This window comes from Candidatus Vicinibacter proximus, assembly GCA_016713905.1.
Classification (GTDB): Bacteria; Bacteroidota; Bacteroidia; order Chitinophagales; family Saprospiraceae; genus Vicinibacter; species Vicinibacter proximus.
The window spans coordinates 121,076-145,245 of the sequence record JADJOE010000002.1; the positions used below are offsets into that span (position 1 = coordinate 121,076).

General features: G+C 37.2%; 24 protein-coding genes. 4 read left to right on the plus strand and 20 right to left on the minus strand.

Annotated elements, in window-relative coordinates; translation table 11 throughout:
* The first annotated feature begins 30 nt into the window (after positions 1-30).
* Positions 31-432 carry a VOC family protein gene (locus tag IPJ83_06980; GenBank protein MBK7880284.1) on the plus strand — a complete coding sequence of 134 codons (402 nt, stop codon included), beginning with the start codon at positions 31-33 and terminating at the stop codon, positions 430-432.
* Positions 433-444: 12 nt separating this feature from the next.
* Here IPJ83_06980 and IPJ83_06985 read toward each other — a convergent pair whose 3' ends face one another.
* The 7 genes from IPJ83_06985 to IPJ83_07015 all read right to left on the minus strand — a co-directional run bounded on the left by IPJ83_06985 (position 445) and on the right by IPJ83_07015 (position 8,904).
* On the minus strand, positions 445-1,038 hold the full coding sequence (locus IPJ83_06985) for a DUF3109 family protein (GenBank protein ID MBK7880285.1): 594 nt from the start codon (positions 1,036-1,038) through the stop codon (positions 445-447).
* 343 nt (positions 1,039-1,381) lie between these two features.
* Entirely contained in the window at positions 1,382-2,956 is a 1,575-nt protein-coding gene (locus IPJ83_06990) for a hypothetical protein (GenBank protein ID MBK7880286.1), read from the minus strand.
* A gap of 113 nt (positions 2,957-3,069) precedes the next feature.
* Positions 3,070-4,764: a hypothetical protein gene (locus IPJ83_06995; protein MBK7880287.1), complete on the minus strand. Its 1,695-nt coding sequence runs from the start codon at positions 4,762-4,764 to the stop codon at positions 3,070-3,072.
* 19 nt (positions 4,765-4,783) lie between these two features.
* Positions 4,784-5,005 carry a hypothetical protein gene (locus tag IPJ83_07000; protein ID MBK7880288.1) on the minus strand — a complete coding sequence of 74 codons (222 nt, stop codon included), beginning with the start codon at positions 5,003-5,005 and terminating at the stop codon, positions 4,784-4,786.
* On the minus strand, positions 4,984-6,567 hold the full coding sequence (locus IPJ83_07005; protein MBK7880289.1) for a hypothetical protein: 1,584 nt from the start codon (positions 6,565-6,567) through the stop codon (positions 4,984-4,986). The genes IPJ83_07000 and IPJ83_07005 overlap by 22 nt, the downstream gene beginning before the upstream one ends.
* Before the next feature lie 466 nt (positions 6,568-7,033).
* Positions 7,034-7,666, minus strand: coding sequence for a hypothetical protein (locus IPJ83_07010; protein ID MBK7880290.1), 633 nt, complete (start codon positions 7,664-7,666; stop codon positions 7,034-7,036).
* A 71-nt stretch (positions 7,667-7,737) separates the two neighbouring features.
* Positions 7,738-8,904: an ATP-binding protein gene (locus IPJ83_07015; GenBank protein ID MBK7880291.1), complete on the minus strand. Its 1,167-nt coding sequence runs from the start codon at positions 8,902-8,904 to the stop codon at positions 7,738-7,740.
* A 934-nt stretch (positions 8,905-9,838) separates the two neighbouring features.
* Between IPJ83_07015 and IPJ83_07020 the strand changes: the two genes are divergently transcribed.
* Positions 9,839-10,723, plus strand: a complete 885-nt coding sequence (locus tag IPJ83_07020) for an inositol phosphorylceramide synthase (protein ID MBK7880292.1) — start codon at positions 9,839-9,841, stop codon at positions 10,721-10,723.
* Between the two features lie 19 nt (positions 10,724-10,742).
* Here the strand turns inward: IPJ83_07020 and IPJ83_07025 are convergent, their stop codons facing one another.
* The 7 genes from IPJ83_07025 to IPJ83_07055 all read right to left on the minus strand — a co-directional run bounded on the left by IPJ83_07025 (position 10,743) and on the right by IPJ83_07055 (position 16,576).
* Positions 10,743-11,294, minus strand: coding sequence for a CoA pyrophosphatase (locus IPJ83_07025; protein MBK7880293.1), 552 nt, complete (start codon positions 11,292-11,294; stop codon positions 10,743-10,745).
* Between the two features lie 89 nt (positions 11,295-11,383).
* Positions 11,384-12,172 (minus strand): uroporphyrinogen-III synthase, encoded by a 789-nt coding sequence (locus IPJ83_07030; protein MBK7880294.1) that lies wholly within the window; start codon positions 12,170-12,172, stop codon positions 11,384-11,386.
* A 26-nt stretch (positions 12,173-12,198) separates the two neighbouring features.
* A complete protein-coding gene (locus IPJ83_07035; protein ID MBK7880295.1) occupies positions 12,199-13,098 on the minus strand; it encodes a DUF4271 domain-containing protein in 900 nt (299 codons plus the stop codon).
* A gap of 1 nt (position 13,099) precedes the next feature.
* On the minus strand, positions 13,100-13,789 hold the full coding sequence (locus tag IPJ83_07040; protein MBK7880296.1) for a response regulator transcription factor: 690 nt from the start codon (positions 13,787-13,789) through the stop codon (positions 13,100-13,102).
* Positions 13,786-15,060 (minus strand): HAMP domain-containing histidine kinase, encoded by a 1,275-nt coding sequence (locus IPJ83_07045; GenBank protein ID MBK7880297.1) that lies wholly within the window; start codon positions 15,058-15,060, stop codon positions 13,786-13,788. Before IPJ83_07045 ends, IPJ83_07040 begins: the two co-directional genes overlap by 4 nt.
* Positions 15,061-15,154: 94 nt before the next feature.
* Complete coding sequence (locus IPJ83_07050) at positions 15,155-15,574, minus strand: hypothetical protein (protein MBK7880298.1); 420 nt, start codon at positions 15,572-15,574, stop codon at positions 15,155-15,157.
* Between the two features lie 192 nt (positions 15,575-15,766).
* On the minus strand, positions 15,767-16,576 hold the full coding sequence (locus tag IPJ83_07055) for an inositol monophosphatase (GenBank protein MBK7880299.1): 810 nt from the start codon (positions 16,574-16,576) through the stop codon (positions 15,767-15,769).
* Positions 16,577-16,791: 215 nt separating this feature from the next.
* Here IPJ83_07055 and IPJ83_07060 point away from each other — a divergent pair, with 215 nt between their 5' ends.
* Positions 16,792-17,205 (plus strand): OsmC family protein, encoded by a 414-nt coding sequence (locus tag IPJ83_07060; GenBank protein MBK7880300.1) that lies wholly within the window; start codon positions 16,792-16,794, stop codon positions 17,203-17,205.
* Positions 17,206-17,264: 59 nt separating this feature from the next.
* Here IPJ83_07060 and IPJ83_07065 read toward each other — a convergent pair whose 3' ends face one another.
* From IPJ83_07065 to IPJ83_07085, 5 genes are all read right to left on the minus strand, one after another.
* Positions 17,265-18,020, minus strand: coding sequence for a response regulator transcription factor (locus IPJ83_07065; GenBank protein ID MBK7880301.1), 756 nt, complete (start codon positions 18,018-18,020; stop codon positions 17,265-17,267).
* A gap of 71 nt (positions 18,021-18,091) precedes the next feature.
* Positions 18,092-19,573, minus strand: coding sequence for a HAMP domain-containing histidine kinase (locus tag IPJ83_07070; protein MBK7880302.1), 1,482 nt, complete (start codon positions 19,571-19,573; stop codon positions 18,092-18,094).
* A 122-nt stretch (positions 19,574-19,695) separates the two neighbouring features.
* Positions 19,696-20,721 carry a hypothetical protein gene (locus tag IPJ83_07075; GenBank protein ID MBK7880303.1) on the minus strand — a complete coding sequence of 342 codons (1,026 nt, stop codon included), beginning with the start codon at positions 20,719-20,721 and terminating at the stop codon, positions 19,696-19,698.
* A 343-nt stretch (positions 20,722-21,064) separates the two neighbouring features.
* On the minus strand, positions 21,065-21,211 hold the full coding sequence (locus IPJ83_07080; protein MBK7880304.1) for a glutaminyl-peptide cyclotransferase: 147 nt from the start codon (positions 21,209-21,211) through the stop codon (positions 21,065-21,067).
* Positions 21,151-21,831, minus strand: a complete 681-nt coding sequence (locus tag IPJ83_07085) for a glutaminyl-peptide cyclotransferase (protein ID MBK7880305.1) — start codon at positions 21,829-21,831, stop codon at positions 21,151-21,153. The genes IPJ83_07080 and IPJ83_07085 overlap by 61 nt, the downstream gene beginning before the upstream one ends.
* 220 nt (positions 21,832-22,051) lie before the next feature.
* On the opposite strand from IPJ83_07085, the gene mtaB reads away from it, so the two are divergent.
* On the plus strand, positions 22,052-23,416 hold the full coding sequence (gene mtaB, locus IPJ83_07090; protein MBK7880306.1) for a tRNA (N(6)-L-threonylcarbamoyladenosine(37)-C(2))-methylthiotransferase MtaB: 1,365 nt from the start codon (positions 22,052-22,054) through the stop codon (positions 23,414-23,416).
* A 64-nt stretch (positions 23,417-23,480) separates the two neighbouring features.
* Here the strand turns inward: mtaB and IPJ83_07095 are convergent, their stop codons facing one another.
* Entirely contained in the window at positions 23,481-24,119 is a 639-nt protein-coding gene (locus tag IPJ83_07095; GenBank protein ID MBK7880307.1) for a PorT family protein, read from the minus strand.
* Between the last annotated feature and the right edge of the window lie 51 nt (positions 24,120-24,170).

The window sequence follows — 24,170 nt, forward strand, 5'->3', positions numbered from 1 at the left end:
ATTGTTAGCTAGGATTTAATAAAAATATTTATGAAGTTTCATTCACTGCGTCCGATGATTTGGACGGACAAATTAGAAGAATCCATTAAGTTTTATACGGAGTTGCTTGGCTTCTCTTGTGATGAGTACAATCCGGACTGGAAATGGGCCTCCCTACACAAGGATGAGGCCTATCTAATGCTGGCAAGCCCCAATGAGCATACTCCTTTTGAGGGTTGCTATTTTTCCGGGAGTTTCTATTTTCAGGTGGACGATGTAGATACGCTGTGGTCGCAATTAAAGGATGAGGTACATATTTATTATCCCATTGATGATTTTGAATTTGGCATGCGTGAATTTGGAATCCTGGATATTAATGGATACATCTTGCAATTCGGAAAAGAAATCGATGTGCAAAATTCCTCTGATGCTCCTCCAGAATTAACAAATTAGCACATTAACTCATTAGCTAATTAACTCCTTCTTCCCAAGTTCTTCCGCAGCTGCTTCCAATTCTTCATAGAAGGCTTCTCCAAATTTACGAATGAGTGCTTCTTTAAGGAATTTGTATAAAGGAATTTTGTTGTTGAGTCCATTGGCGCAGGCGGGCCGGCAGATGTGCCAGCGATCGTAATTCAGTGCAGTGAAACCCTGATCAGGATTGTGTTTGACCCGGATGGGATAGAGGTGGCAGGAGATGGGTTTTCGAAAATTGACGGCGCCTTCCTTCCAGGCTTTTTCGATTCCGCAGATGGCTATTCCATGTTCATCATAGTTCATAAATACGCAAGGTCCCTCCGGCATCAATTGCGTTCCAAAAGTTTGCACATCTTCATAAAAGACGTATCCACCGTCTTTTAGTATTTTCTCATAGGAAGCTTCCGGAAGATAAGGTTTAAGCGCGGGAATGATGTCTTCCAGAGATTTACATTCTTCTTCCTCCAGCGGGGCACCGTAATCACCATCCACGCAACAGGCCCCTTTACAAATACTGAGTTCGCATGCAAAGAAAGCTTGTACGACTTCATCACTGATCAGTTTGTCCTGGATTGCAATCATGGTGTAAAGATAGCCTTTAGGAGACGAATGGACCGCTGTTGCAATGGTAAATCTTAAGTTTCATGAAATGGACATCCGACATAGTCCCGAAGTACATTAAGTGAGCCTCAATTCACTTTAACTATTTTTTGAGTATATCGGACCCTCCGCGTTTAATTCCAAAAAATAAATTCCTTCCTGCCAGCCCTTTAGATTCTCCATTATAAATTTAAATGATAAAAAAATTATTATTTGCATTTTATATTAATACAATCTAATCAAGTTTCTTCTAATCATAAAGGCAGGCAGTGAGTAACCAGAAAAACGTAATTACAAGAAAGGTATTCTTCATGGTGAATTAAGTTTAAAAGCCAAAATACTTCCATCGTTTCAGCGCGGGAACGATGTAGTCATTTACCCAGCGTTGTGCTTCCACCGCTGACCACGATGGCCTTCTTGTTGATTTTAAATGATCCGGGATCACTACTCCATAAAATACATCCAGCAATGGATCCGCCAGAATATGCGCTTCCTTGGGTGATTCAGGAGTATATACAGCATCTCCTCTGGCGATCAGATCCAGTATCAACTCCTCATTCAGCATATAAATGATTCGCTGTTTAATGAGTGCTCGTTCCATTAAGTTTTCATTTTTTAACCAACCCACCCATCTTGGATACACCAAACGCCATAGTCTTAGAATTTGATCAGCTGCCTCATCTTGCATGGCCGGATAGCTGCTGTGCAGTACCGCATCATAATATTTATCCACCCATGCATAAAGGATGCCGGTATCCTGCGGACTCGGGGTGTAAGACCCGAAGGTATTGCGATCGCCGAGAATCTGAAAGATTTTTTCAAGCCGAATTACTGCCAAACCTCTCTCATAGGGCATGTTAACCGAAAATGAATCATATACTTCATTAAAATCTAATTCCATTATAAACTCAATAAGTTCAATATTTGAAAACGTATCATATCGGACCCCATCATCCCAAGAATGAAAGGGTTGATTACCATCAAAAGCAAAAGTGGTGTCAAGACTAATATAATACTTTCGCAATTCGTCCGAACTCAGTAATGATGTATCAACAGAATTGGACATTTTTCTTAAATCACTGTCCAATTCAAATAATTCATTTCTGTGCCTCAGGTCATAGTCTATCTCTCCTAAAGAATCAAATTTGTGCATCATCAACATGCTGATAGAATCTACAGGATATTCACCTTTATTAAAAAAATAATTGAACTCAGACTTTGTAAAATAAAAAGTAGTGTCAAAATTTAAGTTGAATTGATTGATGTCTATACTATCAAATATATTATATCCAAAATTCTTTTTTAAATGATATAATGAAAATAAAAATAAATTTGGGAACGAAAAGATAAAATTACGATTGCTCTTGTAAAAATTCAGGAATTGACTAGAGTCCAATAATTGCACTAATTCTTCAAGACAATAGACTTGCAAATCTAAGTTTGATGAATTTAAAATTTTTAATTTATAATAATTGGTGTCAGTCCCCATTGGTAAATATTTCAACACATAAAAATCACTTGTTAGAATTAAATCTGACTCTATTTGATCTAATGGCTGTCCAATTAAGTCAAATATTCTAATATAACCCTGGACCCTGTAATAAAAATCCAACTCTAGCGGACTAGAAGGAATATACCCAGAAAAATTTATGGTATCAACCAGATCATATCTGAACTGATAATAATTCCGGCACAGAACTAGCAAAACAGAATCCTTTATAAAAAAATTATGTTTGAGTGCCGAATCTGCAAAATAAATTCTTACTTCATCTTCAATTGGATGATCGTAATAATTAGCATACACTGTATCTAATAATGTCTGAATAAAAGTGGAAACGGAAGATTGCCCTTTACAATCTCCACTATATATATAAATGATAAAAATAATTATTTTTCGCATTTTATATTAATACTGTTTACAATCTAATCAATCTTCTTCTAATCATAAAGCTAGGCAGTTAGTAAGTAGAAAAACGTAATTATGAGAAAGGTATTCTTAATGGTGAATTAAGTTTAAAAGCCAAAATACTTCCATCGTTTCAGCGCGGGAACGATGTAGTCATCTACCCAGCGTTGTGCTTCCACCGCTGACCACGATGGCCTTCTTGTTGATTTCAAATGCTCCGGGATCACTACTCCATAAAATACATCCAGCAATGGATCCGCCAGAATATGCGCTTCCTTCGGTGATTCAGGAGTATATACGGCATCTCCTCTGGCGATCAGATCCAGTATCAACTCCTCATTCAGCATATAAATGATCCGCTGTTTAATAAGACCTCGAGTCATTAGGTTTTCATTTTTTAACCAACCCACCCATCTTGGATACACCAGACGCCATAGTCTTAGAATCTGATCGGCTGCCTCATCTTGCATGGCCGGATAGCTGCTGTGCAGTACCGCATCATAATATTTGTCCACCCAAGCATAAAGGATGCCGGTATCCTGTGGACTCGGGGTGTAAGACCCGAAGGTATTGCGATCGCCGAGTATTTGAAATATTTTACGAAGTCTAATTATCAATTGATTTGGAAATTCGTAACCAAATACTCCAATTGAATCATTAATACTATGAAAGTTCAATTGATACAACTCTCCAATTAGCTCAGCATTTGTCAAGGTGTCTGCTCTAAATCCACTATCAGCTGAATCAGGTCTATATTGATAGATACTTGCATCCCACAGAGTGGTATCATTTGACAATTCATAAATCCTTCGATCCTCTGGAGGCAATTGGGCTACATCGACAAACTCCACAACGTCTCGATCAGATTCAACCATTGAAATATCGTTATACCTATCAAAAATTAATTTAATTATATTAGAATCAACTTTTGTAAAATCAATTTTACCTAAAAGACTATCTTGCTTTTCATAATACCTCTGCATTTTTAATGGCCAAGATGATGGACCGATGTTTTCTTGTTCATCCAATTTTATTGAAGCTATATTACAGTCAATTCCAATGCTAAATTTAATCAAAAAACTGTCTAAGTTCCAATTTGAATTTCTTAAAGTAAAATACTCATACAATTCATTACCCAAAATAGACTCTCTCATTTTGGATGTTTCTGATCTGTTTAAATTATACAAATATTTTACGTAGAGTGATGAATCATTTTTAATTATGTTTTTGAACTTAATGAATGAAAAGAAAATATTAAATTTATCTTTTAACTTTAAGATGGAAGACATATTTTCCAATAGTTTTATTCTTGATATAAAATCAAGCTGTTCGTAAAGAAAATACACATTAGCTGTATCATAATTTTGAAGAAATTTATAGACAAACACATGGTTGTTATCCCTAAGAAATTGGGTAATTAGAGAAATACTATCAATGCCAATATATTTTAATGACTCTTTGTAAAACCAATAACTTCTTTCAAATGTTGAGGATCCATTTGATCCACTTGAAACAAAAACAACAGATGAATCTTTATAAGTTTTTATAAACTCTTCATTTTGATTTATATATTCTATTAAAATACTGTCATAATTGAATAACATTGAATCCAGTAACAAAGCTGCTTTACACCAATAATTATCTAAATCTCTTTTATTATTATTTTCAAGATAACTACCCTTAGATTTTATCAATTCAACAATACCTATAATAGAATCAACTTTCGAGGATTGACCTGAAATCTGAAATTCAATATTTATAAAGTAAAATATTAATAGAAGTACTTTTTTATTTATCTTCATATAAATTCAATAAATGATATTATTTCCAATTTTTACCTTGATACTTGTTTTCTCTATCATAACTCCAATCAAATGAGCCATATTTTGTAAGCACTTTGTAGTTACCTGAAAGATTCATTTTTCCAACTTTTTCTTTTAATTCTTCATAAATCGTAACGTTTGAATAAGTAAGCAGAAAAACGTTATTATATAAAAGGTATTCTTCATGGTGAATTAAGTTTAAAAGCCAAAATACTTCCACCGTTTCAGCGCGGGAACGATGTAGTCATCCACCCAGCGTTGTGCTTCCACCGCTGACCACGATGGCCTTCTTGTGGATTTCAAATGCTCTGGAATCACTACTCCATAAAACACATCTAGCAATGGATCCGCCAGAATATGCGCTTCCTTGGGTGATTCAGGAGTATATACGGCATCTCCTCTGGCGATCAGATCCAGTATCAACTCTTCATTCAGCATATAAATGATCCGCTGTTTAATAAGACCTCGAGCCATTAGGTTTTCATTTTTTAACCACCCCACCCATCGCGGATACACCAGACGCCAGAGTCGTAAAATTTGTTTTGCTGCCTCGTTACGCATGGCCGGATAGTTGCTGTGCAGTACCTCATCATAATATTTATCCACCCAGGCATAAAGGATGCCGGTATCCTGCGGACTCGGGGTGTAAGACCCGAAGGTATTGCGATCGCCTAGAATCTGAAAGATTTTACGAAGATGGACAACGCTTGTGTTTCTGCTAAAATCTTCAGAACTGCGGAGACTATCATAAACCTCTGAATAATTAGAATTTCGAATTAAATTGATTAAATAAGCATTGGAAAAAGTGTCAAATCTCATTGCATCATCACCATTGTTGATTGTAGGATATCCATTTTCCCAAAGCGTTGTGTCAGAGTAAACCATATAATACAATTTGTCTTGATCACTTAGTGTATTAAAATCAATTACAATGGGCTTTTCCCTTTCCTCCATTGCCTTTCTGTCAATCTCATCCAATTTAATTCGCTGCTCAGCATAATCTTTGTCATTCAATTCCTTCCTCCTTAATTCATCTTCGGTAGGTTCATCTCTTATTACTTTGTGATAGATGTACTTTTTAACAAAATTACTTGTATCCAAATGTGTATTAAAATAATTTGCTTCTTGTTTAAAGAATAAAATAGAACCTGTATCTTTATTTTGTTTAATTTCTTCAAAAACTAACAAATAGTTTTTGTCACATCTTCTAATTTTAGCTATGTTGTTTGAAATTAGGGATAAAAACTTGTTAAAATCTGCAAAACTTAAGGAACTCATGAAATATCCTTCCCTTTCACAATCATTTAATTTATTGAATGTACTATCCAAATATTCATAATTAACGAATCTAAAAACGTCCCAATACAAATCTATGCATTCATTACTTACAATGCTATCTACTCTTTCAATTCCATAAATATTTGAGTATAATAATGATTTTAAAAATCCATTATATTCAGAAGATACTTCAAAATTATTTTTCGAAATCCATCTAAATTTAAAATCTGTGCGAATTAATGTATCATACATCGCGATTAAATATTTTACACTATCAATGGTCCTAATTAATAAAGTGTCACTAGTAAATCTGGATGCAAATATTTCTTTTACTAATCCATCTAAAGCACTGTCTAATAAATAATAATTTTCTTCGAAATTAATAAAATTAGAATCATTTTTTAAATAATTAATTGTTTGCGAAATTGAATCTCGTTTACTCTGAGCTACTAATAAATAACTTGCCAAAAGATTTAATAAAATTAGAAACAATATTTTTCCCATTATAATTATTTTAACCAATTTTTGCCTTGAGCATTTACTTTATTTACATCCCTTTCATAAGACTAATCAATGTTAAAATATAACCCACATTCTTCGAAATTATTTTCAAATTCCTGTATATTTCTTACATATGGCAGAGATATAGTATGGACAAAGTGCCAGCATGTAAAAGCGTAATAGATAAATTTGGGGTCGGAATGAAGACCTTTCCTGAATCCATTAAATATGCTTAGTATAGGTTTTTTCATCTGCAGCTGTACTTTAAGTATCATAAACTAATCCGGGATGCATTCATAAGCATAACGAATGAAAGGGGTAAATAATGAGTGCCTGAGAGATGTCCTCATTTAATTGGTTCGCTCTGTGTCGGTTCAAAAATAAGAATAATTGCTTTGATTCAGGTGATTTCAAAAATAAATCAACAGTAATTTAATCCTAACCAGCTCAAGTAAATCATTTAGTATGATTACCAATAATTAAATTTAGAATAACTTATTTTTTTAATATTGATTAAATAGTTGGGTAAATATCCTCGTCTCTTTTTTTTAATAACTAAACCCTTATGGAACATTATAATTTCCGGAACTTCAATTGATCGAGTATAACGATTATCATTATTAAACTTATCATGAAAAAAAAGTAAAATTTCTGAATCAAAATCCAACAAATGGCTATTCTTAAATAAATCCTTTGTTTTATGACGATGGACAATTACATCATATTCCTCACTGTGTGCAAAATGAATTTTAAGTGAATCCCATTGAATCGGATCTAAAATTAATTGAGTATACTTTCCTGAATAGTTCGAATTTTCAGCACAGGTATCATTAAATTTCAGTAAAAATGAATTATTCAACTTTGATATTGTCATTTCAATGTTGTATTCATTGCCAATTGAATCACAACCTAATTCTGTTGAATAAACCATTATGTTTTTAGAATTTGAAAATTTATTTATTTTTATAAAAGCTAAGGGTTCATTAGTAATAAATAAACTGTCTTTCTTTTGAAAAATTAATTGGCTGTGTTCATTTACAAAAATTGTGGTGGCAGATTTTTGACAACCTGTTAGTAGAAGCAAAATAAATATTACAAACATGTTTTGGTACATTTAGCTCATCCATTGGTCAAATTAATATAGATCTGGGATTTTTGAGTGCGATCCATTTGTTAAAAAATTCCTTCCAAATCATTCCAAGGCCTTATTGTAGCAAAGCCTCTTTGCTGTGATTCACTCCCGCCATAAATCAGCCATGACCTGAGTTGCAAATCAGCATTTGAATGTTTTTGAAAAAATTGAAGATTTCGAAAAAATGAGTTATTAATGGTAGATGCAGATTTAATTTCTGCTATGGTGTAACCGTTTTTTGTCTCTGACAACAAATCGATTTCATGTCCATTGCTTTCTCTCCAATAATAAAATTGGGGATTCCATTCCTTTTCGAATCCCTGTTTCATGATTTCAGATACTATCAAATTTTCAAACAGATGACCCCGAGAAAAATGAGTTTGAAGATCTCTTGGTGAGGAAATGCCTAATAGATTTGCTACTAGTCCTACATCCGTAAAATACAGTTTTGGAGATTTGGCCAAACGCTTGGAATAATTCTGAAAATATGGAGGCAGTAAATAGCAAATATGACTTGCTTGCAAAACACCCATCCAGGCTTTGGCCGTTGGTGGTGAAATACCCGCGTCACTGGAGAGGGATTGGTAATTCAGGGGCTGACTTATTCTACCTGCGCAAAGACGCACAAAATTTCGGAAAATCACCAAATCCTGGACAGCGGTCAACTGCCTGACATCACGTTGTAGATAAGTCTCAAAGTAGTTTGGATAATAATCTAAAGGAGATATTTCAGAACTAAAAATTCGGGGATAAAAACCTTTGTAAATGGTTTCTTCCATGGTAGTTGACATCCAACCAGCATTTTTTAATTCACTAAAAGAAAAAGGAAACAACTTAAACAAAGCAACCCTACCAGCCAAACTCTGGGTGATGCTTTCCATAAGTTGAAAATTTTGTGATCCACTCAACAGATACTGCCCAGGAATGCCATCATCATCGACTTTTTGCTGGAGATAATTAAATAAGTGGGGAACTCTCTGGACTTCATCCAGAATCACATAACGATTATAATTTTCCAAAAATCTCCGAGGGTCTTGTAAAGCAAAATCCTGAATATCCGGATTTTCCAATGAAACGTATTGGTATTCCGGAAACATCGATCTTAAAAGGGTTGTTTTTCCAGACTGGCGTGGTCCAGTCAAAGATACAACAGGAAATTTTCGGGACATCTCTCTAATCCTATCCTCAATATTGCGTTTGATAACCATTTGAGACGACATTTTATGCAAATATAAAATTGATTTTTATCTTTGCATAAAAAGGTTAAATTTATATACCCTGAATTTGTACAAAAAGATGAATAATTACAGTCCATCCAGTGGGTTCTGAATTTAATCCGCTGAAATCTAATTCTACCAAGCTGAATTAAATCATTTTGTACGATTACCCATATTTGTACTTTAAACAACTTATTTTTAAGTTTCCGTAAATAATTTAGCAGATAAGTAAGTATCTTTTTCCTAACTATTAAGCCCTTCTAAACCAATGAGAATTCTGGAAATTTAAAAACAGATTCCAGCATTCGTTGTAATTAAACTTATTATCAAAAAGCAGCTGAACTTCAATATCCATATCCGGCAATCTGTTCTTGATCTCTAAATCCTTGATCTTAATTCGATGGATTGCGACCTACCCGCCGTTTGTAAATGCGGTGCATAAAAATCTTTTAACCCGTTTACAACCTAATTCATCCAAATCAGATAATCTGCTAAAAGGTGTGAATCATTCATAATAGCACATTCAAAAAACGACCTCACTAATAAAATGTAGCGAATAAAATAAGTCATTTCCAATTCCACTCATTTTCAAATTTGCTAATAGGACTTTGCACTTTCTTCAACAAATTTGTCAGCCACTTAACAGACTAAAATCCTATTCCGTTTTATAGGTTTCAAAACATTCTTATACACTGTCCAAAAACTTTTGCATAGATCTGGTGAAAGGGCACCATGTCAGGATCAAAACTACAGGCTGGAATTAAAATTGAACACACAAGAGATATTTTCTTAATTTCGCCGTCCTGAATGTTTTATACCAATAGGTTTTAAATTCAATAGGCCATTCTTTAGTCACAGTGAAAGTTCAATTTATTCGGATACTGTATCTATTAGAATGGATGGTTTAAAAAGTGTTGAAATCAAAATGAACCGGATAAAACAAATTTATTCCTTGTTGCGAACTGAAGAAAAACTGGCACTTTGGTTTTTCTTGCCCATGAGTTTTCTGACTTTCTATTTTGTAGGTGAAAAGGGTTACCCCAATGGCGCACGGGAAAGATTCTTCATCACCTTTGGCCTGATGATCATCTATGCCTACGTCCAGTTAAAATATCAGGATCGAAAACCTGTGCAGGTGTTCCGGGACATTGCCCCTTTTTTCTTTTGCATTGCCATTTATACCAACCTGCATGATCTGGTTTATTTTCTGCATCCTACCAATATTGACGACCGGCTCATTGCCATCGACCAGAAACTGATCGGCTACCAACTGTCGGTAGAAGCTTTAAAATATCGACCTGTATGGCTGATCAAATGGCTTGAAATCAACTATTCTCTTTTCTTCTATTATCCCGTCACTCTTGGATTGATATTGTATCTGAAAAATAAAAAAAAGGAATACCGGGAATTTCTGGTCACCATCATGCTTACTTTTTTTACCGGTTATTTCTTGTATGTAATTTTTCCTGCGGTGGGTCCCAAACATTATTTCAAAGAATTGTTTCACAACCCTGCCTTGTTGAACTGGAAGGTAGAAGAAAACATGTACCAGTTTTTTCACATCAGTGAAGGTGTAAGGCGGGATGCTTTTCCTAGTTTACACAATGCCATCACAATCCTCGTGATGAGTTTTGCCTTTAAATTTGAACGAAAAATATTTTATCTGATGTTGCCTTTTGCTGCCTCCTTAATGGTGGCAACCGTTTATCTGGGCCATCATTACATGATTGATGTTTTTGCAGGCTGGTTGCTGGCTGCTTTGGCCTTCATCTATTTTCCAAAATTTGAACAACAGGGTGCATTGGCCTAAACCCAGGCCTTTATCATTTCTAAATGGTATGGATCAGCTCTCTTAATTCTTCCAGAATCATGGCCGTTGCGCCCCAGACCCAGGCATCTTCCAGTTCGAAGCCCGGAACTTCAATTGAACTTGCATAACTGGTCTTCAGCTTTCTCCTTGTATAAAGATCTTCCTTAATCAAATGCCGCACCGGACAACGCAGTATGTCGAAGACCTCGGATTCCTGAAGGACAAAATCGAGGTCGCCCTCGTACCAGCCGATGTAAGGATATACCAGGTTGTTGCTGACAGGAATGTATAATTCGGAGAGGGCACCCACTATCTTGATGTCAGAAGCCGGAACGCCAATTTCCTCCTGAGTCTCTCTCAGCGCGGTAAAGAGCATGTTGTAATCGCTTTCCTCTCTTCTTCCTCCGGGTAAACTCACCTGACCCTTGTGTGGATCATGAGCACTCACCGGATTTCTCTTGATCAATGGAAAATACATCTCTTGCTCATCCCCCATGAGTAAGACCATCACGGATGCCCTTGTATGGTCTTCAGCAGGAAGTTCGTCGAGTCTATGGGGTAAAGGAGACATGCGGGCATGGGCATTTCTACCTGGTAGTGACCGGCTCAGCCGGTCTGCAAGATCTGATATGAAGCCCGGACGCATGGAATGCTGGTTGATTATTTGTTGGATTTCTTGAGATACTCATCCAGAGCCATGGTCATCGATGGCGTCTGTGGAGAAGGTGCCTGGATGTCTAGAATGAGCTTAGCATCGAGCACAGCCTTTGCCGTTGCGTTCCCAAAAGCAGCTAACCGTGTGGCCCCTTGTTCAAAATCCGGAAAATTTTCAAAAAGTGATTTTATATCCAGTTGGCTGAAAAACACCAAAATGTCGTATTTAATGTCCTTGAGGTCGGACAGGTCGGCACTTACGGTGCGATACATGACCGCCTCCTGGAATTTTATTTTGGTAGATTTAAGAAAATCGGAAACTTCACTGCTACCGGTGTCTGAACAAGGGAGGAGGAAGGTTCCTGCATCTTTATGTTTGTTAAATGCAGTCGCAAGTTCGGAGATATTCTTAGTCCCATGAAACACCTTACGCTTTCTGAAAATGATAAATTTCTGAAGGTAATTGGCAATGGTCTCGGTGGTGCAAAAATATTTGCACATTTCGGAGATCTTGACTCTGGACTCTTCCGCCAATCTGAAAAAATGGTCCACAGCATTCTTACTGGTGAAGATCACACAAGGGAATTCGTCATGACGAATTCTTTGTTTGCGGAATTCCTTCTCGGTAAGTCCGTCCACCTGGATAAAAGAACGCCAGTCTACCTGGACATTATACTTGTTCTCTATCTCGAAATAGGGGGATCGTTCGGGTTTAGGCTGTGAGACCAAAATGGTTTTCACCTTTTTCAGTCTGTCGGCTGGTGTGGTCGCAATGGTCGTCGTTTTCGTCGGCATTTACTGCGGCATTTTTGCTGTGCCTCCTAGACCGACCTATGAAAAAACTCATAAAGCAAAGCCAAGGGAGCGATTTCGAAGGTGCAAAGGTACAACAAAAAATGAAATATTGAGTTTCGCCATAGGTTGGTAGCCAATAATATTTCTTTCAACTGCCGGAATACGTAACTTAGAAAGAGGAAAGCCAAAAACCACCACATAAGCTTTCGTGACCAGTCGGGATTGGAAAAGGCCAAAATAAAGTCAATTGGAATCAATAAAACGCTCAGCATGCTGCCATAGCTGACTATGTTAAAGAGGTATCTATCTGTCTCTTTCACTACACCAAAGACCCATCCTAAGGCCCGTAGAGAAAGATGACGAATCAAATAAATTCCACTTACGCCAAGACTGATGTACAGTAGGATCAATGGATGGAGGCTGCCTTTCCACAAAATAAGACCCAAATAGATGAATATGCTCATGCCTGCAAAGTATAGTCCGTACAGGATGGGAAAGATCAACCTGTTCTCCTCTTTACTCTCCCTGTACAGTAAATTCATGAAATTTAGGTTTACATTACTCCGGTAAAGTTTGATCAAAAAATTCCGGTTGAGGTTCAGCGCGATGGACATCATAAACGTAAGAAAGAGCAAAAGCCAAAAGAGGATACTTCGAATTTCCGTTGGATCTTGTCTTACGGACATCCAGTGGTTAAAGACTACTTTAAAATAGTCCGGCTCAACAGCAAAGTTTGTTTTGACAGCTGCAGGACGAAGCTCAAAAGGGTTTATCTGAAGTGCGGAGCTGTCCTTAGTAATTTTGGCAGAATCAGGGGTGTTATTGCCGGCGGGTCGCTGCAATTCAAAAGGATTGACATTCTGTGCCTTAAGCCCATAAAGGCATAGACAAAGTAAAATAATCAGGGATCTCTTACCGGCTAACATTCTAAGGGCAAAGAAACTTAAAACCTATACCATGTATGTTGTCGATTTTTATGGCCGGATCTTCACTGAGGTATTTGCGTAATCTGGAAATAAAAACATCCAGGCTACGGCCCATAAAATAATCATCCTCGCCCCAGAGACTCTCCAGGATTACAGAACGTTTGATCACTTTGTTTTTATTTTTAAGCAAGAAGTCCAGCAGCTCACTTTCTCTTTGCGTCAGGATGCGCACATTGGTATCTTTGATCAATTGGTATTCAAGCGGAAGGTATTTGTACATTCCTACAACCAATTCCTGTTCCTGTGTAGGTGCTTCAAAAACCCTGCTGCGTCGCAGGAAAATCTCTATTTTCAGAATGAGTTCTTCGATGCTGAATGGTTTGGTAAGATAATCGTCCCCGCCCAGTCTCAAGCCATGAATCCTATCTTCTTTAAGGGATTTAGCCGTAAGAAAGAGGATGGGTATCTGCTGATCTTTCTTTCGCACATTCTCGGCAAGCGTAAATCCATCCATCTCCGGTAACATCACATCAAAAATGCACAAATCGAATTTTTCATTTTTGAAAACCTCGAATGCAATGGCACCGTTTACGCAATGTACTACTTCATAACCCTGAAGTTCCAGGTGGTCTTTGGTGATGAAACTTAGGGTTTCATCATCTTCTGCATAAAGTAATCTGGCTTTTTTCATTCAAAACTGTTTTTACATGTGATCGTCACCGTAGTTCCCTCTCCATAAACACTCTGCAAATTAAGTTCAAATTCGTGAGCATCGCAAATTCTTTTTACATAGTAAAGTCCAATGCCAAATCCTTTGACATTATGGACATCTCCGGTTGGGACACGGTAGAACTTCTGAAATAACTTATCCAAGTCATGGGCTTGTATTCCAATACCTCTATCTTCTACTTCAATAATCAGTTTGTCTTTGTCATTGGAAGTCCGGATGGTGATTTCAGGATTGTTCCTGCTGTATTTCACTGCATTGTCCAGCAAGTTGGATATGACGTTGGTCATGTGAAAACGATCCGCTCTGATTCTGAATTTATAGGCATCCAGTCTCATCTGCAGACTTCCTCCACCATCACCGAGTCGGAATGCATATTGACTACTGCATTGTTTGATCAGTTCGTGTAAATCCAATTCCTCTTTGTTAAGCGAAAAAGAAGATGATTCCATCTTGGCAATCTGCAATACCTTTTCAACCTGATCATTCAGTCGCTGATTTTGATCGCGAATGATCTGAGCATATTGAGTCAAACGTTTATCCTCTTCAACGAGTGGATGATGCAAAAGCACATCGGCAGATATTTTAATAGAGGAAATGGGGGTTTTAAATTCATGGGTCATGTTGTTTACAAAATCCCTCATCAACTCAGAGTATCTTTTTTGTCGTAAAATAACAATGATGGCTGCGCTGAATATGGCACAAGCAATAAACAATAAAATCGTTGAAAACCAAATGGATTTCATCTCCACCCACAAGAAAGATTTTTTCTCCGGAAAACGTACCACAAAATAATAATTCTCCGGTTTTTTCTTTCCTCTGTTCTTTTTTACGGTAACTTTTTTATCTGCCTTTGCGACCAGACAACATTCACTAAAAACAAGTTCGTTGGTATTGCAATTATAAATTCCATATTCAAACAATGTAGTTATTCCCTGCTTGTCCAATTCTGTCTCCAGAAAAGTCTGCAAAATTGTCTGGTCAATTGGAGAATTTACATTGACTTCGTAAATGTTTGAGGACTCCATTTTAATCAATCCCTTTTCAGGCAACTTCACGCCATTGTATTTGGCGATTTCCACAGCAGTGTTTCGCAAAGCAATATTTACTGCTCTGTGAAATTCTCCTTCCTCCTTGTTGTAATTTTTGTAAATATAAACGCCCTGCATTACGAAAATCCCAATGATGGTCAAGGCACCCAAAAAAACAAGAACTCGTATTTTAAATGAGGACATTTTGGTCGAAAAAATTAATTAGGCAGGGCACAAAATTTAAATGATTGCTTCATTCAAAACCATGATACAAATCAAATATTAGGCTTTTAAAAAATCACTTTTTAGGTACAACGATGCAGCGGCTCAGTACGACATCCATCAATTTTCCGGTACAAATTCCTTTCAATTGCAGTTCTGTACCCGGTTCGTATTTTTGTTTAACAGGATCTGTCTTGGTATCAAACTCACAGATAATGCCACCCATTGGAGAACCGGTCTCCAAAGACAATCCGGTCATGCCTGTATCATTAACTACAGTGCCTTGCACTTTCCCGCTGACCAAAATTATTTTATTGAGATACTTTTTATTGGCTTCGTCTTCATTGGCATCAAACTGATTGTACAAATCCTCTGCAGTAAGACTGAAGTCTTCCTTCATGTCTTTCATGACATCAAAAGGTTTGTTGTACATTTTATAACCAATGTAAGCACCAACTCCCAGTGCCAGGATGATAATAACAGCCCATTTTTTCATGCTTTTGAAATTTGATGTAAACTTAATATAAATACAACTTCCCCGGCAGTCCTTTTGGATAAATCAATTCTTAGCTTTGAACGCAGGTTCTTTAAGTCCATTGTATTCACAATATACCTTTGAGAAAGCTTAGGAAATAAATGTGGCATACTTATGAATTTACAGGAATACTATCCCAACACACAACCATATCTAAGTCTGATGCGCATTTACTTCTTTTGAATGATTCAGGAGCACTTCATGGATAAAAGGATTTCCGGCCAATATATGAGGACTGTAAAGTGGGTTCAGCTGCCCATCCATATCCGTAACCAGACCACCCGCTTCTTCCACCAATAATATTCCGGCTGCGACATCCCATGGATTGATCAGGGCTTCATAATACCCATCAAATCTGCCGCATGCTGTATAAGCCAGATCTAATGCGGCTGATCCAAGTCTGCGAAGCCCCCTGGCTTCTTCCAAAATTAACCTTAGAAGCACAATAAGAGAGGATATATTCTTTCGAGCATAAGGGAATCCGGTAGCGATGACTGCATCAGATAACAGCGGAGTCTTGCTCACCTGAATTTTCTTTCCATTCATCCAGGCTCCTCCTCCTTTCCAGGCATAAAAGCTTTCATTTTGCATGGGATCATAAATGGCACCGAGAATAGGTCTTCCATTTTTTACGAGCGCAATACTTACACAAAAGACCGGAATATGTTGAAGAAAATTAGTCGTGCCATCCAACGGATCTATAACCCAAGTATATTCCTTACCCGTCAGCTGCTCAGTGGTGCCTTCTTCTGTAAGGAATGCAGCATCCGGAAAGATTTCTTTCAGTTGGGTCACAATCATTTTCTCTGTCTCTTTGTCCACGTAGGTTACAAGACTGTGTTTTTCCTTAACTTCAATGTGTTCCGAGGTAACTCGTTCCAATTCTCCACGAATAAAACATCCGGCTTCTTTAGCTACGGATATTAATTTGTCGCAGAGATCTTGCAATTGATTTTTTTCCATTTTTTAATCATGCTAATATTTAAAAGTATAAAATCAAGTTTATTCATTTTTGTAGTAATTACCTATCCTGACGAATAAAATTACTTAATATGAAACCCTTAACTTTATTTCTAGAGGAGGATCGGCTTAATTAAAAAAAATTCCGGACCCGACCGCCATGAACCAAACCATTATCGTGGTGTTTTGTTCTTTCATTTCAGTATAAAAAAAGAAATATGATTAGAACAGCAGACGCTCAATGGCAAGGATCAGGTAAGGAAGGAAGTGGCAACCTCAGCACACAAAGTGGAATACTTAATCACACGCAATATTCATTTCTGTCCAGATTCGAACAGGGAATCGGAACCAATCCGGAAGAATTGGTTGCAGCAGCCCATGCAGGTTGTTTCAGTATGAAATTAAGTTTTGTTTTAGGTGAAGCCGGATTCAAACCCGAACTTTTGGAGACCCAATGCAGGATTAAGTTTGAAAATGGAAGTATTGTTTCTTCACATTTGGTCTTAAAAGCAAAAGTAGATGGGATATCAGAAGAGGTTTTCGCAGAATGTGTGCACAATGCAGAAAAGAACTGTCCAATCTCTAAATTGCTGAACACTGCTATTTCTGTAGAATACAGTCTGAATATATAGATTTCACGAGAATTCTCTCTAGGCTGATTACCGCTTGACTTAGCAACGTTTGGGAAGGTTTACAATTCCGAACCTTCTTCTCCATGGATGATCATTCTGAATCCATTTCCATGTATGTTGCTGATTTCAATATTTGAATCATTGGCCAGGTATTTTCTGAGTTTGGTCACAAACACATCCATACTTCTGGCAGTGAAATAGTTGTCCTCACCCCAAATCTTAGATAAGGCTTCCGATCTTGCAAGAATATTGTTTCGGTGCTCACAGAACATTTTTAACAACTGAGCTTCTTTAGGACTTAGCTTTACTTTATCGTGTATTTCTTCATTTTCCTTGAGGTATAGAACCCTAAGCGGAAAATTAAAATGATACTTACCTATTTGGTAGTCGTTCACTTCCTCTGAAGGATTGTTCTTGTTCTTTTGGGCCCTTTTAAGAATTGCCTGTACTCTGTAAAGCAATTCCTCAGAGTTAAAAGGCTTGGTAACATAATCGTCAGCACCAATTCGGAATCCTTCTACAATATCCTCTTTGAGGGTCCTTGCGGTTAGAAAAATGATAGGGACCTCTGCACTTTTGGTACGGATGTCTTTCGCAAGGGTAAAACCATCCTTCCTGGGCATCATGACGTCCAGAATACAAAGGTCATAGGTACCCCTTCTGTAATGTTCAAATCCATCTATACCATCCACAGCAAGGTCTACATCGTAACCATGCATTTCAAGATAAGACTTAAGAACATCACCGAAATTACGGTCATCTTCAACCAATAGAATTTTTGTATTCGGTTTGTTTTCGGTATTTGCTGCAATCATAAAGTGAGAATTATACTCAGTTACTAACGTTTAAAATTGAAAAATATATACTGTCCCATTAAAAATTTGGATTAATTGGGAAAATAAAGTGTAAAAGTAGATCCCTTACCGGGTTCGGAGCTTACCTCAATAGTGCCATTGTGGGCTTGCACCATGGCTTTAACATAGCTTAAGCCAAGTCCAAAACCCTTTACATCATGTAAATTGCCTGTAGGTACCCGATAGAATTTTTCAAAGATCATTTTTTGTGCATCTTTGGTCATTCCTATTCCGGTATCTATTACTTTGATTTGAATTCCTTTCTTCGCATTTTCGGTAATAATCCGGATAGATGGGGATTCCATGGAATATTTGTTGGCATTGTCCAGCAGATTGTAGATTATGTTGGTCATGTGCGTTTGATCTGCTCTCAGAATGGCATTAGAAGCGCCCAGTTCTTCATGTATCTGTCCGTTCTTTTGGTTCACCTGCAAACTGATGTTCCTGACCGCTTCCCGAATAATTTCATGAATGTCCAATGACTTGAGGTTAAGTTGGAAATCATGCTTATCGAGCAATGCCATTTGCAAAACTTTTTCCACCTGGCTTAACATTCTGCGGTTCTCTTGCTTGATGATATCCATGAACCTCCTGATCTTGTCCGGAGACTGGATGATCATTGGAGAAAGAATAGAATCTGAAGCCAGGGATATAGTAGCTATTGGTGTTTTAAATTCATGGGTCATGTTGTTGACAAAATCATTTTTGATTTCGGATAATTTTTTCTGTCGAAAAATCACATAAATCACATAAATAAAACAACCCAAAATCAAACCCGTAAGCAACAAGGATAAGAAAACTATTGGCAAAACGGATTTCCACAACCATGACTGCTTGGTTGGAAAAACCACTTTTAAAATACCGGGGGAACCGCTTGCTGTAGAAAACAAAGCCACCCTGTAGGAAGTTTCTGTCAATACTTTATCATCCTCAATGTCCGAGCGGGAAGCATTTGTATTAGTTGCCAGATCTACCACATAATTTTCATTCAAAATGACTAAACTCTTATGAGCATTGTCATAGACACCAAAGGAATATTTTAAATTGAGATTGAGTTCGTCGAATTCGTGTTTTAGTAAGGCTGAGAGTTTTTGGGGATTGATGCGTTGCTCCAAACCAGCGGGATGTATCCGCAACTCACGATCTATCATTTCCACAATCTCTTTCTTCTTATCCCAGCTGTATTCAGGATCCAGTGTACTGAAACTACTGGAGTCCATGATTGCTGAAATTTGATTGCTCATCAGCAAGGTGGCATATTCCAAAAGACGTTTTTGATCTTCCAATGGCCTGTTCCCTTCTTGTATCCATTTTTCAATTTGCGAAAGCTCCCAATTTTCCTTTTCCTTTTCCAGTTTGTCGGCAACTCTTTTTAAAGCTGTGATGATGTGGTCATCAAATTGTTTTTCATTGAGCTTAACCGACCAGTTGATCCAATAAAACTGCAGAATGACGGTACCCAGAAGGGCAACACCCATCAATCCAATAACCAGCCAAATTGCTTTTTTATTCATTCTAGCAAAGATGGGACAACCGAAAGATATTTTGGTTCAAACAATTCCAGATTAAAATTCTTTAACCAAGGTTTAACCAATCCTTTCTGATGAAAATTGGTGCATCAATTTACCTGTAAAAATTACCTGGCGTACCAGGTCCTGAGTACCTCTTCCGCTTTTTTTCCCTGAGGTGTATAGTCCTTTTCAGGATAACCCTCATGGCCTTCACCATCCGGAAACCATTTCCAGACAAAACCTCCTGCCCAAAAATCTTTATCCCACCAACTACTGAATAATGCATGATACGCCACTGCCTGTGCCTCCTCATTTAGGGATAAGGTTCTTATATTTTTTTCCAGTTCCCAGGTCTTGCCTGCACATCCACTGACAGTCAGATATCCATATTCCGTAAATAATATTTGTTTGTGGTGCTTGTCGGCAAATTGCGCCAAACTTTCCAGATAAGGCGCCCAGGCTGATTTTAGTGTGGCAGTGTCCGGTTCAGATTCGTTGCTTAATGGAAAGTAGGCACTGATCCCAATATAATCCAATTCATCCCAAAATGGCACCTGAGCATAATCATCCCAATTGGCAGAATAACAAATCTTCCCTTTATATATCTTCTTCACCTGAGCAACCAAATCAAACCAGAATGCAGGTCTCTTCTGTGCAGATAGATTAAATTCAGTACCAATACAAAATAATTCAACCTTAAGTTCTTCTGCAAGCGATGCCATTCTGAGCAGGTAACCGGAGTACTGAGATTCCCACTGCTCCCAATCTAATGGATTCGCAAAATCCAAAGATCCTGTCCAACCTTTATGGATATAAACCTGGGGTTTAAGCATTACCTTAAGTTTGTTTTCTTTTGCAATCACTATGGTTTTTCTGGCACCTTGCTCTGTCTCCCCCCACCATTGCCAGCTGTTGTCGCCATATTTAACTTCGGGTTTGTTTAAGGGAGTGTAGGCATAAGGAATCACGGCAATCCATTCTGCGTTAACGCTCCTTATGCTGTGTGCAGGATTTTCTTTAAATGGTTTCGGTGGAGCAACTAAAGATATTCCCTTGATTCTTGGATATACCGAAGAAACCCGGTTATCCCGAATTTCATGATTCAACTTTGCGCTATCTTGTACAGTAGAGTTCCAAAATAGAATTGCCACAGCACAAATAAACAGTATTGAAAAAAATATTTTAAGAAACATCTAAGTTGACTTACCAAGCTCTAAATTAAGAAATTTTTCCATTTCATAAATTACATTGGTTTATTATGATGTCTTGGCTATAAATTATTGAAAACTTAATGCACAATGGTAAGCGTTAAAATAATTTCTAGCACTGTGAAAGAGAAATATCTCCATTTTCTGATTTAAAATGAAAAATTGTAACCATTCTTCCCATTATGCCGCATTAAATTATATTCAGGGATTTCGCACAACAATAATTAATCTGTCCATTTTTAAGAAACAATTTCCTTTAACAGGCACTCCATCTAAATATAAAAAGTTAATCCAGCCTAATTTCAAAAAGGCTCAACCATCTTTTACCTGTAACATAAATATTTCCGGTTTGTGGATTAAAAGCAATTCCATTCAGTACATCTGCATCAGGATGAGCTGCCTGTGCTTTTTGGTCAAAGCGGATAAATTTAATTTACCGTTTACAGTACCGGAAACAGGATCAATTCTATATACCAGATCGCTGTTCCATTTATTTGCAAATACATTGCCGTCAATATATTCCAATTCATTAAGATGGTAAATGTTCGCATTCTTTTCCTTGATGAATAATTCCTTGATCAATTGGAATTTGTCCGGATCATAAAAACTCAATTTATTGGTTCCGTCGCTGACGATCAAATTTTGACCATCTGTACAAATGCCCCAGCCTTCAGTAGCAATGGTAAAGGTATGCAACAAATTAAATGTGGATTTGTCGTAAACAAAAACTTTTTTGTTTTGCCAGGTCAATTGAAAAATTTTATCTTTCAAAATACAAATTCCTTCACCAAAATATTCTGGTGCAAGACTAATGGATTTAATGACCTTTCCTGAACTTAACTCTACGCTTAGCAATTTTGACTTTCCCTCAAGTCCGGTTCCTTCATATAACTGACCATTCTCCCATGCAAGTCCTTGCGTAAAGCTATTCCCATCATGAGGATACTCATTCAACACAGAATATTTTAATACTTCTACTCTTTTATCGCTTTTGCAGGAAAATAGATCAATGACAATAAAAATGAACAGTAAGTAAAGAATATATTTATTCATAAGTAATTTTTATGGAAAAACATTTTATTGTTGAAAATAATGATTGTTTCGAAGGCAAAAATAAACAAGCTTTGGGGAATGGTACACTTTAAAAATAAGATATCCTTGAAACATAGAATTCCAACCAAATAATTAGAATATCAGGTGATACCTACTTCTTTGCGGATTACTTTTTGTGGATTCAACAAGATAAGTCTATTTTTGTGCTCAAATCCAACAATTGTCAACAGGACGCACAGTTTCCTTTCATACCCTGGGCTGCAAACTCAATTTTGCAGAAACATCCGGTATTAGCCAACAATTCCGTAAGGCGGGGTATGAGGAAGTAGCATTTGAAGAAGCGGCTGACATTTACATCCTCAATACCTGTTCAGTTACTGATCAGGCAGATAAAAAATGTCGTAAAGCTGTTCGTTCTGCTTTAAGAAAAAATTCCACCGCAAAGGTATTGGTCATTGGTTGTTATGCCCAACTAAAACCGGCAGAAATAGCCAATATTCCGGGCGTCAGTATGGTTTTGGGTGCTGCTGAAAAATTTAATATCCTGGAGCATTTACAACACCTGGAACCGATGAATCCTCTTGGTCAAATTTACGCAGGAGATATCCGGGATGTTAACCAATTTATGCCATCCTATTCTATTGAAGATCGCACCAGAACTTTTCTGAAAGTCCAGGATGGATGTGATTACAAATGTAGCTTTTGTACCATTCCTTTGGCACGGGGAAGATCACGTTCCGGTGAAGTGGACAGCATTGTTGCCATGGCCCGTGAAATTGGAAAAAAGGGAGTTAAAGAGATCGTATTAACTGGGGTAAATCTTGGAGACTTTGGAAATGGAACGGAGGTGATTGAAGGTCAGCGACCAAAAAAAGAAGCCTTGTTTATCGATCTGATAAAAGCGCTGGACGAGTTGGATGAAATAGACAGATTCAGGATATCCTCCATTGAGCCAAATTTGTGCACCAAAGAAGTTATTGATTTTGTTGCTGCATCGAAAAGATTTATGCCGCATTTTCACATGCCTTTGCAATCTGGTGACAACGAGATATTGAGTCTGATGAAACGCAGATATCGCAGAGAATTATACGCAGAGCGGGTGGAATACATTAAACAAGTTATGCCACATGCATGTATTGGTGTGGATGTAATTGTTGGTTTTCCCGGTGAAACCAATGATCATTTTCAAAACAGCTTTGATTTTATCCACGGTATTGATGTAAGTTATCTTCATGTTTTCACTTATTCAGAAAGACCCAACACAATAGCCAATGAGATGGAAGGAAAGATTGATCCATCCATAAGACATCAGCGCAGTCAGCAATTAAGAAATCTGTCCATCAAGAAAAAAAATAATTTTTATCATCAATTTTTAAATACCCGACAAACAGTTTTACTGGAGCAAAAACAAGTTGAGCAAATGGAAGGACTTTCCGGATTTACGGACAATTATCTTAGGGTAAATTTGCCGGATGCATCTATTGATATGATCAACACTTTGCAGGAAATTATTATAGAAGGATTTGATGTTACTGGTGATCTATTAGGTAAGCTTGTTACTTGTCCTGCAAGATTAATGGTTTGATACAATAAAAAAAGACTTCCTGTGTTTAACCAGAAAGTCTTGATCATTTAAAAGATAGGTAGTACTAGAATTTATATTGTAATCCAAGTTGTGCGCTCAATGCATTTCTTGAAGTTCTGATGTCCAGGATTGGCTCATTGGTTAGATCGGTGAATCCCTTCAAATATTGAGTCCCTAAGGACATTCCCAAAGATTCATTCAGTTTCCATTTTATCCCAGCACCTATTACACCGCCCCATTCAAATTGTCTGAAATTTGAATTTCGCATATTGATGTCATAAGTACCCAAATTGAAGTCTACCAATAAACTTGCACGGGTCCGAATGTCCCCATCCACAGCAAGACTCATCTGCGGACCTGCTTCTATATAACCTTGCACTGCACCTTTCCCAAAATTACATTGATCAAGAACCGGCATTTCTATAAAATGTAATTGTGTAATTGCCTTAAGATTTGCCGGAATGTCTACATCAAAAATTTCAAAACCCAAAGATTGACTTGCGATAAAACCGGTTTTGTGGTAATACAATCCGGATTTTATGCTAAAAGCGTCTATCGGTGCAAAACTGGCAGAAACACCTGCTTTAATTCCCAAAAAGGGATCTGGGTCATTGATCAAACTACCGGTGCCTTTTATGCTCATATTACTTACTGATGGTCCAACTTCTATCCCCATTTGAAATTGAGCAAACAAACTTTGCATAAAAAAAAGCAAAAGCCAACATAGAGAAAATCTTCTTTTTCATTTTTTGAA

Bases quoted from the DNA above. Each gene is read 5' to 3' on its own strand.
- IPJ83_06980 (MBK7880284.1), top strand. From the start codon at position 31: ATGAAGTTTCATTCACTGCGTCCGATGATTTGGACGGACAAATTAGAA.
- IPJ83_06985 (MBK7880285.1), bottom strand. From the start codon at position 1,038: ATGATTGCAATCCAGGACAAACTGATCAGTGATGAAGTCGTACAAGCT.
- IPJ83_06990 (MBK7880286.1), bottom strand. From the start codon at position 2,956: ATGCGAAAAATAATTATTTTTATCATTTATATATATAGTGGAGATTGT.
- IPJ83_06995 (MBK7880287.1), bottom strand. From the start codon at position 4,764: ATGAAGATAAATAAAAAAGTACTTCTATTAATATTTTACTTTATAAAT.
- IPJ83_07005 (MBK7880289.1), bottom strand. From the start codon at position 6,567: ATGGGAAAAATATTGTTTCTAATTTTATTAAATCTTTTGGCAAGTTAT.
- IPJ83_07010 (MBK7880290.1), bottom strand. From the start codon at position 7,666: ATGTTTGTAATATTTATTTTGCTTCTACTAACAGGTTGTCAAAAATCT.
- IPJ83_07015 (MBK7880291.1), bottom strand. From the start codon at position 8,904: ATGGTTATCAAACGCAATATTGAGGATAGGATTAGAGAGATGTCCCGA.
- IPJ83_07020 (MBK7880292.1), top strand. From the start codon at position 9,839: ATGAACCGGATAAAACAAATTTATTCCTTGTTGCGAACTGAAGAAAAA.
- IPJ83_07025 (MBK7880293.1), bottom strand. From the start codon at position 11,294: ATGTCTCCTTTACCCCATAGACTCGACGAACTTCCTGCTGAAGACCAT.
- IPJ83_07030 (MBK7880294.1), bottom strand. From the start codon at position 12,172: ATGCCGACGAAAACGACGACCATTGCGACCACACCAGCCGACAGACTG.
- IPJ83_07035 (MBK7880295.1), bottom strand. From the start codon at position 13,098: ATGTTAGCCGGTAAGAGATCCCTGATTATTTTACTTTGTCTATGCCTT.
- IPJ83_07040 (MBK7880296.1), bottom strand. From the start codon at position 13,789: ATGAAAAAAGCCAGATTACTTTATGCAGAAGATGATGAAACCCTAAGT.
- IPJ83_07045 (MBK7880297.1), bottom strand. From the start codon at position 15,060: ATGTCCTCATTTAAAATACGAGTTCTTGTTTTTTTGGGTGCCTTGACC.
- IPJ83_07050 (MBK7880298.1), bottom strand. From the start codon at position 15,574: ATGAAAAAATGGGCTGTTATTATCATCCTGGCACTGGGAGTTGGTGCT.
- IPJ83_07055 (MBK7880299.1), bottom strand. From the start codon at position 16,576: ATGGAAAAAAATCAATTGCAAGATCTCTGCGACAAATTAATATCCGTA.
- IPJ83_07060 (MBK7880300.1), top strand. From the start codon at position 16,792: ATGATTAGAACAGCAGACGCTCAATGGCAAGGATCAGGTAAGGAAGGA.
- IPJ83_07065 (MBK7880301.1), bottom strand. From the start codon at position 18,020: ATGATTGCAGCAAATACCGAAAACAAACCGAATACAAAAATTCTATTG.
- IPJ83_07070 (MBK7880302.1), bottom strand. From the start codon at position 19,573: ATGAATAAAAAAGCAATTTGGCTGGTTATTGGATTGATGGGTGTTGCC.
- IPJ83_07085 (MBK7880305.1), bottom strand. From the start codon at position 21,831: ATGAATAAATATATTCTTTACTTACTGTTCATTTTTATTGTCATTGAT.
- IPJ83_07095 (MBK7880307.1), bottom strand. From the start codon at position 24,119: ATGCAAAGTTTGTTTGCTCAATTTCAAATGGGGATAGAAGTTGGACCA.